The 10,581-nt window shown below is 57.6% G+C and carries 6 protein-coding genes; 5 read left to right on the top strand and 1 reads right to left on the bottom strand.

What is annotated here, in order from left to right; translation table 11 throughout:
• Positions 1-115: 115 nt before the first annotated feature.
• Both ACOTTU_RS24085 and ACOTTU_RS24090 read left to right on the top strand, forming a co-directional pair.
• Positions 116-1,222, top strand: coding sequence for an efflux RND transporter periplasmic adaptor subunit (locus ACOTTU_RS24085; RefSeq protein WP_425661943.1), 1,107 nt, complete (start codon positions 116-118; stop codon positions 1,220-1,222).
• 3 nt (positions 1,223-1,225) lie between these two features.
• The gene (locus ACOTTU_RS24090) at positions 1,226-4,291 is read left to right on the top strand and encodes an efflux RND transporter permease subunit (protein WP_425661945.1); all 3,066 of its coding nucleotides are present in this window, start codon (positions 1,226-1,228) and stop codon (positions 4,289-4,291) included.
• A gap of 4 nt (positions 4,292-4,295) precedes the next feature.
• Here the strand turns inward: ACOTTU_RS24090 and ACOTTU_RS24095 are convergent, their stop codons facing one another.
• Complete coding sequence (locus ACOTTU_RS24095; RefSeq protein WP_425661947.1) at positions 4,296-5,750, bottom strand: aldehyde dehydrogenase family protein; 1,455 nt, start codon at positions 5,748-5,750, stop codon at positions 4,296-4,298.
• Positions 5,751-5,980: 230 nt separating this feature from the next.
• Between ACOTTU_RS24095 and ACOTTU_RS24100 the strand changes: the two genes are divergently transcribed.
• The 3 genes from ACOTTU_RS24100 to ACOTTU_RS24110 all read left to right on the top strand — a co-directional run bounded on the left by ACOTTU_RS24100 (position 5,981) and on the right by ACOTTU_RS24110 (position 10,199).
• Positions 5,981-6,295 carry a hypothetical protein gene (locus ACOTTU_RS24100; protein WP_425661949.1) on the top strand — a complete coding sequence of 105 codons (315 nt, stop codon included), beginning with the start codon at positions 5,981-5,983 and terminating at the stop codon, positions 6,293-6,295.
• A 51-nt stretch (positions 6,296-6,346) separates the two neighbouring features.
• The gene (locus tag ACOTTU_RS24105; protein WP_425661951.1) at positions 6,347-6,838 is read left to right on the top strand and encodes a copper chaperone PCu(A)C; all 492 of its coding nucleotides are present in this window, start codon (positions 6,347-6,349) and stop codon (positions 6,836-6,838) included.
• Between the two features lie 328 nt (positions 6,839-7,166).
• Positions 7,167-10,199, top strand: a complete 3,033-nt coding sequence (locus ACOTTU_RS24110) for an aminotransferase class III-fold pyridoxal phosphate-dependent enzyme (RefSeq protein ID WP_425661953.1) — start codon at positions 7,167-7,169, stop codon at positions 10,197-10,199.
• The last annotated feature ends 382 nt before the right edge of the window (positions 10,200-10,581 follow it).

The raw sequence follows: 10,581 nt of genomic DNA on the forward strand, positions 1-10,581 counted from the left end.
CCAGCCGCCCCGCCCGCCGTTGCCATGACCATTTGAAAACACTTGCCTTCAGTGTTGGCATCTGTAGATGTACCTCAGAACTAAACTAACCAGTTTACTTTTGGAGGTGAGTTTCATGCCGCGTTCAATCACCCTATTGATCACCAGCCTGATCATTCTGTCCGCCGCAGCGCGCATTGCCGTCGCACAGGATGCAAGTGTCGCGGATCTTGACCCGTCCGGGCAACCTGTGCCCGTGCCCTCGGTCAAGATCATTGCCCCAGAAGACATCAAGTCCGGCATTACCCGACGATTTTTTGGCCGCATTGCCGCCCGCGAAACAGTTGATCTGAGTTTCGAAGTCGGAGGGCGTCTGGTGATGTTGCCGGTGATCGAAGGGGAGACCATCGCCCAAGGCACGGTCGTGGCCGCGCTGGACACAGAGAAGTTTGAACGCGCCGTGGTGCGCGCCGAACTTACCCTGCAGCAAGCCAGACGCGAGAGCGAACGCGCCGATCAACTCGCCCGTTCCAATGTGACATCCGCAGTACGCGCAGAAGATGCCGCAACAGCGCGGGACCTTGCCGAGGTTGCTTTGCGTGATGCCCGCGATGACCTTGAAGAAACCACCTTGAGGACGCCTTTCACCGCGCTTGTGGCAGACCGCATCGCTGCGAATTTCACCAACATCTCCCCCGGTCAACCCATCTTGCGCTTGCATGACATGTCTGAGATCCGCGTGCAGATTGACGTGCCTGAGCGATTGTTCCTGTCTGGCATTCCCCCCGAAGCAGTAAGTTTCACGGGCAGTGTGCCGCAAGTCCCCGACCCCATCCCACTTGAACTGAAGGAATACGAAGCTCAGACCGAGGCAATCGGGCAGACCTTTCTGGTGTCTCTCAGTCTACCGAACAGAGACATTCCCAACCTGATCCCCGGCGCGTCCATGACGGTCACCGCGACGGTGGATGTGGATTACGCGCAACCCGGTCGCGCACTGCCGGCAACAGCCTTGCTTCTTGGCAATGACCGAAAAGCGGACGTGATGGTGTTTGAGCCGGAAAGCGAGACCTCCGATTACGGTATTGTCCGCATCCAGCCCGTTGACGTCATTTCGCTGGCTGGCACCGATCTGCGCGTCACCGGTCTGCCAGAGGATGCGTTGATTGTCGGGGCCGGTGTTCATCTGTTGCAGGATGGCCAGAAGGTGCGGCGCTACACCGGCCTCACGGTTGAGGAATAGAGCATGCAAATCGCGCGCAACTCCATCGAACGGCCTCTCTACACGTGGCTCTTCATGGCATTTTGTCTTTTGGGGGGTGCTTTCGGTTATCTGTCCGTGGGCAAGCTCGAAGACCCGCTTTTCACGCTGAAATCGGCGCTTGTAATAACCGCCTACCCAGGTGCCAGCGCGGCGGAGGTCGCCGCAGAGGTGTCGGAGGTCATCGAGGCGGAAGTCCAGCAGATGGATGAAGTCAAAATCATCCGGTCGCGCAATTCTCCCGGCGTCTCCGTCGTGGAAGTCGAAATGCGCGACAGCTTTGGAGGGGATGCCTTGCCGCAGGTCTGGGATGATCTGCGCGACCGGGTGTCAGACGCCCAGTCGGCCCTGCCCGAAGGCGCCCAGCCTTCTATCGTGAATGATGATTTTGGTGATGTTTTTGGCATTTTCTACGCGGTCACCGCGCCCGGCTTTACCGATGCTGAAATCTGGGAAATGTCCAATTACCTGCGCCGTGAAGTCCTGTCGGTCCAGGGCGTTGCCAATGCGCAAGTGGCCGGCCTGCCGGAAGAGGCGATATTTGTCGAGCCCGACAGCCGAACGATTGCCAATCTTGGCGTCGATCCCACCGTGATATTGCAGGCCGTTACCGAAGCCGATCAGGTTGTGCCGACCGGTTCAACGCTGTCGGGTGGCAGCGATCTACGCGTAGATGCGCCCATCGGGGAGGACAGTGTCAGCGAGATCGCGGGGTTGTCAATCGGCTTTCAGGGCGAGGTCGTCAATCTGCTCGACATCGCTACGGTCATCCGCGAGCGCGTTGAACACCCGCGTAACATCGTGCGTTACAACGGCACCCCCGCTTTCACGCTTGGCATCGCAGGGCTGGACTCGCGCAACATCGTGACCGTTGGCCAGGCCGTTGAAGCCCATCTCAAGGAGATCGAGACCATTCTTCCCTTGGGCGTGGAATTGCACCCGATCTACGAGCAGCATCGGGTGGTGGATGAGGCCAATATCGGCTTTCTGATCAGCCTGGCGATGTCCGTCAGCGTTGTCATCGGTGTTCTGGCGCTGTTCATGGGATGGCGCGCGGCGGTTGTGGTCGGGCTGTCACTGCTGTTGACGGTGATGGCGACATTTTTCTTCATGTATCTCTTCGACGTCAAAGTCGAGCGCATCAGCCTAGGGGCCTTGATCATTGCCATGGGCATGCTCGTCGACAATGCCATCGTCGTGGCGGAAGGTATGCAGGTCGAGATGCGCCGGGGCCGCAAAGCTTCGCAAGCGGCCAGTGAGGTCGCTGGCAAAACGCAGATACCGCTGTTGGGGGCGACGGTCATTGGCGTGATGGCCTTTGCCGGAATTGGACTGAGCCCCGATGCTTCGGGGGAATTCCTCTTCTCCCTTTTCGCGGTCATTGCGATTTCGCTGATGCTGTCCTGGCTGCTGGCCATCACGGTCACGCCGTTGCTGGCGCATTACTTTTTCCGGGTGGGCGGGCTTAAGGATGGCGAAGACCCCTACGATGGCGCCCTGTTTCGGGTCTACGGGAAAATGGTGCGGGCGGCCCTACGCATGCGGTGGCTGGTAATCGCGGGGTTGATCGGGACGACCGTCGCTTGCGTGATGGCTTTCGGTCAGGTTACCCAGCAATTTTTCCCACCCGCAAACACACCGCTGTTCTATTTCAACTACAAAGGCGCGCAGGGTAGTTCGATCCATCAAACCAGCCGCGATCTTGCGAAGATTGAGGAGTGGCTGCTGACGCGCGACGACATCCTTTCTGTCACCGGTTCCGCCGGTCAGGGTGTGTCGCGGTTCGTTCTGACCTATGACCCGCCAGCGGTGGATACATCTTATGGTCAGCTTGTTGTCCGGACCACGGGGTTCGACGCAATCCCGGACGTACGGGCAGCGCTCGATCAATTCGCCGCCGAAAACCTGCCCTGGGCCGAGACGCGATCAGAACAGATTATCTATGGCCCGCCTGTCGGGGCCGATGTTGAGGTGCGTTTCTCCGGTCCCGATCCGGATGTCCTGCGGCGCATCGGTGCTCAGGCCCAGAAGATCTTTGAGACGGCAACAGCGGATCTGCACACCGAACGCACCGATTGGCGGGAGCGCGAAGTCATCACCCGCCCGATCTTTGCGGAAGACCGCGCGCAGGCCGTTGGTGTTACCCGCGCCAGCCTCGGACAGGCGGTGGCGCTGGCCACCGACGGCATTCGCGCAGGCAATTACCGCGAACGCGAGCGCCTGATCCCGATCATCGTGCGCACGCCCCGAGACGAAGTTGCCCTGCCCGGCCAGCTATTGGATCAGATTGTCTGGTCCCCCGCCCTTCAGGACTATCTGCCTCTCGACCAGATGATCGACGGTTTCGAAGTCGTCGTCCGCGACACGCTGATCGAACGCCGCGGACGTGTGCCGACACTGAGCGTGCAGGCCAATGTGATTGATGGGGTGACACCCCCCACGGCCTTCGTAGAAGTGCGCGCGCAAATCGAAGCGATCGAAATCCCGCCCGGCTATAGCATGGAATGGGGCGGGGAATTTGAAAGCGCAGGCGACGCGCAGGCGTCATTGGGTCGCCAGATGCCGTTGAGTTTTGGCACGATGCTGCTGATTACCGTCCTGCTCTTTGGCAGCCTGCGCCAAACCGCCGTTATCTGGACCATTGTCCCCATGGCAGTCAACGGCGTGGCGCTTGGATTGCTCTTTACCGGGGTTGCTTTCAGCTTTACGGCCCTGCTGGGACTGTTGTCGCTTTCCGGCATGCTCATCAAGAATGCCATTGTGCTGGTTGAAGAGATCGACGCCCAAAAAGAAGCTGGACTGGTGCAGAAAGAAGCAATTGTGACCGCCTCTATCAGCCGTGTGCGACCTGTCGTTCTGGCAGCCGGAACGACAATCCTGGGGATGGTGCCACTGCTGGCAGATTCTTTCTTTGTCGCGATGGCCGTTACCATCATGGCCGGGTTGGGTTTTGCGTCGATCCTGACGCTTGTCGGGGTGCCGGTGCTCTATCACACGTATTTTCGCAAGGAACGCCGAGCAGAAACGGCAATGGAGCCGGTGGCAGCATGAGAGATCAACCGTGCAGTGCGGCGACCGTTTTAAGCGTTGAAAATCCGTAAAGGGCTTCGAAGCCCTTTTCCCGCCCGTGACCAGACAAGCCGGTACCGCCAAACGGCAACTCCACGCCACCGCCCGCGCCATAGTTGTTGATAAAGACCTGACCTGCACGCAGCGCTTTGGCCATCCGCATTTGACGGGCACCGTCTGATGTCCAGACAGAGGCCACAAGCCCATAGCCTGTGCCATTCGCGAGCGCCAGCGCCTCGGCCTCATCCTCGAACGCCATGACAACCTGCACCGGACCAAACACCTCGTCCCGCGCCAGTGGATGCGCCTGAGGAACGTCGGCAAAAAGCGTCGGTTGAACGTAAGCGCCGCCGGTTGGCAAGTTCTGTGCAAGAGATGCGCGGGCCGCCACCTCCAGATCGGAACCCTGCGCCAGGAAACCCTCTACCACCGCCTTCTGACGCTCTGAAATCAATGGGCCCACATCAAGGTCATCCACAGCTGGACCGACCCTCAGTTGGGCGTAGCGTGCAGCCATCCGGGCCAAGACCTGATCATAGACGCCGCGCTGAACCAGAATTCTCGACGACGCTGAACAGGTCTGACCGGCGTTCTGAATGCCCGCATTGACCAAAAATGGCAGGGCCGCATCTACATTCGCATCGTCGAACACAATCTGCGGGGATTTTCCGCCCAATTCCAGCGTCACAGGTACCAGATTTTGCCCCGCAGATTGCTGCACCAACCGACCCACACCAACCGATCCGGTAAAGGAAATATGGTTCACCCCCGGATGCGCCGTCAACGCCGCCCCCGCTTCGCTCCCCAAACCCGGCACGACATTCAGGGCGCCCGCAGGCAGGCCTGCACGCCGCGCCAGTTCCGCAAAGGCAAGCGCCGTCAAACAGGCCTCTTCCGCCGGTTTCAACACGGCCGCATTACCGGTCGCCAACGCGGCCCCAACCGAACGCCCGATGATCTGCATCGGATAATTCCACGGCACGATGTGGCCGGTCACACCATGCGGTTCACGCAGCGCATAGACTGTGTAGCCGTCCAGATAGGGTATGGTGCTGCCATGAAGTTTGTCCGCAGCACCAGCATAAAACTCCATGTAGCGGGCCAAGGCAGTCACATCCGCACGCGCTTGTTTGAGAGGTTTGCCCACATCACGCGCTTCCAGTTCCGCAAGATGATCACTGTTCTCCAGCACCAGTTGACCCATCCGGTAGAGCACCCTGCCCCGCTCTGCCGCTGTTGCTCTGCCCCAGGGCCCTCGCAGAGCGTCAGCGCCAGCCCGCACGGCCTGATCCACATCCTCTGCTGACGCGCGGGCGATCTGACACAAGGCCGCACCTGTCGACGGATCTGTCAGCGCAAGCGTCTCACCACCACTGCTGTCTTGCCAGATGCCATTGATGAAACACTGTGCGGGATCAAGATCGAGCGGGCGCAAGGTCATGGTCTTTCCTTCTCAACGGTGCCGGGATCAGGACAGTTTGTGCTCTTGCGGTCAAGCCAATTTCCGGCACGGGTCGCCTGGGTGAATTCTCCGACCCACGCAAACGTCAGAACACAATCGCGCGTTCTGATCTGGACCATCTCAAAGACAACACCTAGGACTCGCTTATGTTTTGGCGGAGACTCCCTCTTTTCAGCAGGCTTGCCCTGACACTCGTTGCAACACTGGCAATGACATCAACGGCCTTTGCGCACCGTTTCTCGAAAGAGGACGATACTGCGGCATTGCTGGCCTATCTCAGCATGGGCGGCACACTTGCCGAGCTTTGCGGAAGTGCCGATCTTGCCCATCAGGCAACGCCTGTCTGCGAAGCCTGTATTGTCAGCGCTTCGGTGCTTTTACCCCGTCAGGATTTTGGACAAGCTGATCCGTTTGATCCGGGGACCGCCAGAACCATCCTTGCGCCTGATGTGTCAATCGTCAGTGCTTCTTTTGGTCGATCGCATCGCGCGCGGGCACCACCTCTTCTTCATGACCTTGCTTAAAGTTATCGAAATACTCCCCTCAAAACCCTCGAAATTATGGAATCTCATGTCATGAAATTTCTCTTTCCTGCGGCCACTGCCGCCCTGTTCACCTTCACCACAGTGGCTTTCGCCCACGAATACACTGTGGGCGATCTGGTCATTGACCACCCAAGGGCCTTCGAAACCGCCAAGACCGCAAAAACAGGCGGCGGTTATCTGTTGGTCACCAACAACGGTGACACCGCGGATCGCCTGATCGAAGTACGCGCGGATTTTCCCAAGGTCATGCTACACACAACCGAAGAGACCGACGGCATTGCACGCATGATGCATGTTGATGCAATCGATATTCCGGCTGGCGAAACAGTCGCGTTGGAACCCGGCGGCTTCCACGTGATGTTCATGGGATTGAACGGTGATCCCTTTGAGGTCGGTGAGGAAGTTCCAGCCACGTTGGTCTTTGAAAACGCAGGCGAAGTCGAGGTCATGTTCAACATTGAAGAGCGCTCTTCAGGCCATGACCATAAGGAAGATCACTCAGAACATAAAATAACGAACTGAGCATACGCCTGTCAATCAGTCGCAATCCATGAACCCGCATCTTGAAGAGCCCCCTATCGTAGTGCTTGGGGGCAAATCAGGTTTTTCATGGGCTGCGGTATCTCTATCTCGCGTCGCTGTTTGCATGTCGCGAACTCTGACCCTAATGAGGCGAAACATCCTCAATGCGAATGCGGATCGTGCCCGGTGTCGGCCAGCACCCGGAGTTCAAAGGCGTCGAAAGGGGGCGTAACAAACGAGATCGGCTTTGCGCTCTGCGTCGTTTCTTGACAGCGCGCATTCGCACGACCATCACGGTAGCAATGTTACGCGAGGCACCGGTGAGGTCATGAACAAGCACGAGAGCGACGCACATCTGCGGTCTCACTGGGCAGCTACCCTCAAAGAACACTGGGACATTGACGCGCAGCTGAGCCGTCTGGACGGTGAATACGACCTGAATTTCCTGGCCGCCGATGCCAGCCGAGCCGGCTATATTCTAAAGGTAATGCGCAGCGGTTGCGAAAGATGGCTGGTCGACATGCAGGTGCAGGCATTTGACCATATCAAAGCACGCGCACCTGATCTCCCCTGCCCTCATGTTGTGCGCTCTTCCTGTGGTCAGCCGCTGCTGAGCCTGCCGGATGAAAACGGTGATCAGCGCCTGGTCTGGATTCTCAACCAACTTCCGGGTCGATGTTATGCCAAGATCGAACCCAAGAGTATCGCGCTGATTCAGGACTTTGGGCAGGTACTGGCCGGATTTGCCAAGGCTTTGAAGGATTTTGACCATGAGGGGTTGGTCCGGGATTTCAAATGGGACCTGACACGTGCGGCCTGGATCACCGAAGAGCTATGCTGCCTCAAGGACCCTTCACGACGGGCGATTGTTGAAGACATCTGCAACGGCTTCGAAGAGCTGAAACAGGACCTGGCAGAGCAACCCCGACAGGCCATCCACAATGATGCCAATGATTACAACGTCATGGTCGCCGGCGATTTCACCGGGCCACGTCACATCTCCGGTCTGATTGATCTGGGTGATATGTGCGCAGCACCGCGAATCTGCGATCTGGCAATTGCAGCAGCCTATGTCGTTCTGGACCACCCGGAGCCGGAAACGGCACTCGCCGCACTTGTTTCGGGCTATCATGCAACCTATCCGCTGACCGCTGCTGAAGCTGACATGATCTGGCCCCTGCTGCGCATGCGCCTTGCCGTGAGCGTAATCAATTCCACGTTGATGTCGGCCGAGGCACCGGATGATCCGTATGTGACAATCTCGCAAGCGCCCTGTTGGCGGTTTCTGGAAGGCACTGCGCTGCATGGGGGGCTGCTGAAAGCTCGTTTGCGCGCGGTTTGCGGTCTACCGGTTGTTGAAGGCGCAGACCGCGTTCTGGCATGGCTGGAAAATGAGCGGGGAAATTTTGCACCGCTCATGGGACAGGACCTTGCGGATGCACCGATGGGGTCGCTTTCAGTCGAACAGTCTACTTGGCCGCAGAATCCGTTCCACATGCCGTTGGACGAAGCCGCAAGAGTAGGAGAAGAATTCGAAGATCAGGGCCGAATTTGGCTGGGCTATTATCATGAACCGCGTTTGATCTACACTGATCTCGCATTCCGCAAAGGCCCCTGGAAAGCGAGCAACAGGCGCACAGTGCATCTGGCCGTGGACGCCTTTGCCCCGTCAGGCACGCCCCTGACAGTCCCTCTGCGTGGCGAAGTTTTTGCGGCGGAGTATCGTTCAGGCCATCTGGACTACGGCGGCGTTATTATCCTGCGCCACGAGACGCCCCAACGGGATCAATTCTATACACTCTATGGTCATCTTGATCCTGAATTCCTAAACCGCCTCAAACCCGGTGACGTCGTCGAAAAAGGGGTGGCGTTCTGCCAGTTGGGTGACCCTTCGATGAACGGCGGCTGGGCACCTCACGTCCATTTCCAGCTCGCGCTTTCAACAGACGGGATCGAGGCAGACTGGCCCGGGGTCGCTGATCCTGACGAAATGTACCTATGGCGCGCGCTCTGCCCGAATCCGGCGGCATTGCTGAACCTGGCGGACGACAAGGTGCGCTATTTTCCGACTGACAAGATGACCGTTCTGGCCGAACGCAAGGCACGGTTCGGCAGTAACCTGAGCCTCACCTACAGCGATCCCGTGATGTTGGCACGGGGCTGGAAACATCATCTGTTTGATGAATGGGGACGGCCCTATCTGGATGCCTACAACAACGTGCCGCATGTCGGACACGCTCATCCTCGGATTCAGACCGTTGTCGCGGATCAGCTAAAGCGGATAAATTCAAATACCCGGTATCTGCACCCTGCCCAGACAGCTTTTGCGGAAAAAATCCTCTCAAAGCTTCCCGATCATCTAGAGGTCTGCTTCTTTGTGAACTCAGGCTCAGAAGCCAACGAACTGGCGCTGCGCCTGGCGCGTGCACATAGCGGTGCCAAGGGCATTGTGACACCGGATCACGGCTATCATGGCAATACCACCGGTGCGATCGATATTTCGGCCTACAAGTTCAACAAGCCGGGTGGTGTCGGCCAGGCGGATTGGGTCGAATTGGTGGAGGTAGCTGACGACTATCGCGGATCCTATCGGCGAAACGACCCCGATCGTGCGCGCAAGTTTGCCAATCTGGTTGATGCAGCAGTTATCGCCCTTCAGCAGAAGGGGCATGGTTTGGCAGGCTTTATTGCCGAAACATTCCCGTCGGTTGGCGGGCAGATCATCCCGCCAAAAGGATATCTCGCCGCCGTTTATGACAAAATCCGCAACGCAGGTGGCATCTGCATCGCCGACGAGGTGCAAACTGGCCTCGGCCGGTTGGGTCAGCACTATTTCGGATTTGAACATCAAGACGCATTGCCCGATATCGTCGTTCTGGGCAAACCCATCGGCAATGGTCACCCATTGGGAGTGCTGGTGACCACCAGAGAAATTGCGGAGAGCTTTGACAACGGGATCGAGTTTTTTTCAACCTTCGGCGGATCCACGCTGTCCTGCCGGGTTGGCAAGGAAGTTATGGACATCGTGGATGACGAAGCTTTGCAGGAAAACGCCCTTGTGGTCGGAGAGGAATTCATGAAGCAGCTGAAAGAGCTGCAAAATGCACATGACTGTATTGGCGATGTCCGTGGGATGGGTCTCTTTCTGGGGCTGGAACTGGTCAATCCGGATGGCTCGGAAGCCTCTGACATTTGCTCCTACGTCAAAAACCGAATGAGAGATCACCGCATACTTCTGGGAAGCGAAGGCCCCTGCGACAATGTCCTGAAGATCCGCCCCCCTCTGACGATCACAACGGAAGACACCAGAATGATCGCAACTGTCCTTGAGAAGGTTCTTTTAGAAATCCAGAACCGTTGACCCCTTCAGAGCCGCTTTGGACAATGATGGTGATCAACTGAATGCGTAAGAAACTGTCCCGGTACTCGGGTAGCCTTAGTCTAAATGTAGAGATTTGTTAGTTGCAGTTTTGCCGTAAGCGTCCGCTGAACCCGACCTAACGCTTGCCGTTAGAGGCGGCTAAGTATCCACCATCGATATTGGCGTACCGCCAATATTGACCTTACTTCTTGGTGCCGGAAGACCCTAAAGCGGTAAGCGGTGCAAATTACCCCCCGGTAATCCTCCCGAAATTTAGGGGTGTGCTGAAGTAGAATTTTCTCAAATGATGAAAGAGGAGATTCTGATGAAGAAATCGAAATACAGCGATGCGCAGATCATGGCGATCCTGAAGCAGGCCGAG

Origin of the sequence: Roseobacter sp. EG26, from assembly GCF_049830555.1 — a bacterium.
GTDB lineage: Bacteria > Pseudomonadota > Alphaproteobacteria > Rhodobacterales > Rhodobacteraceae > Roseobacter.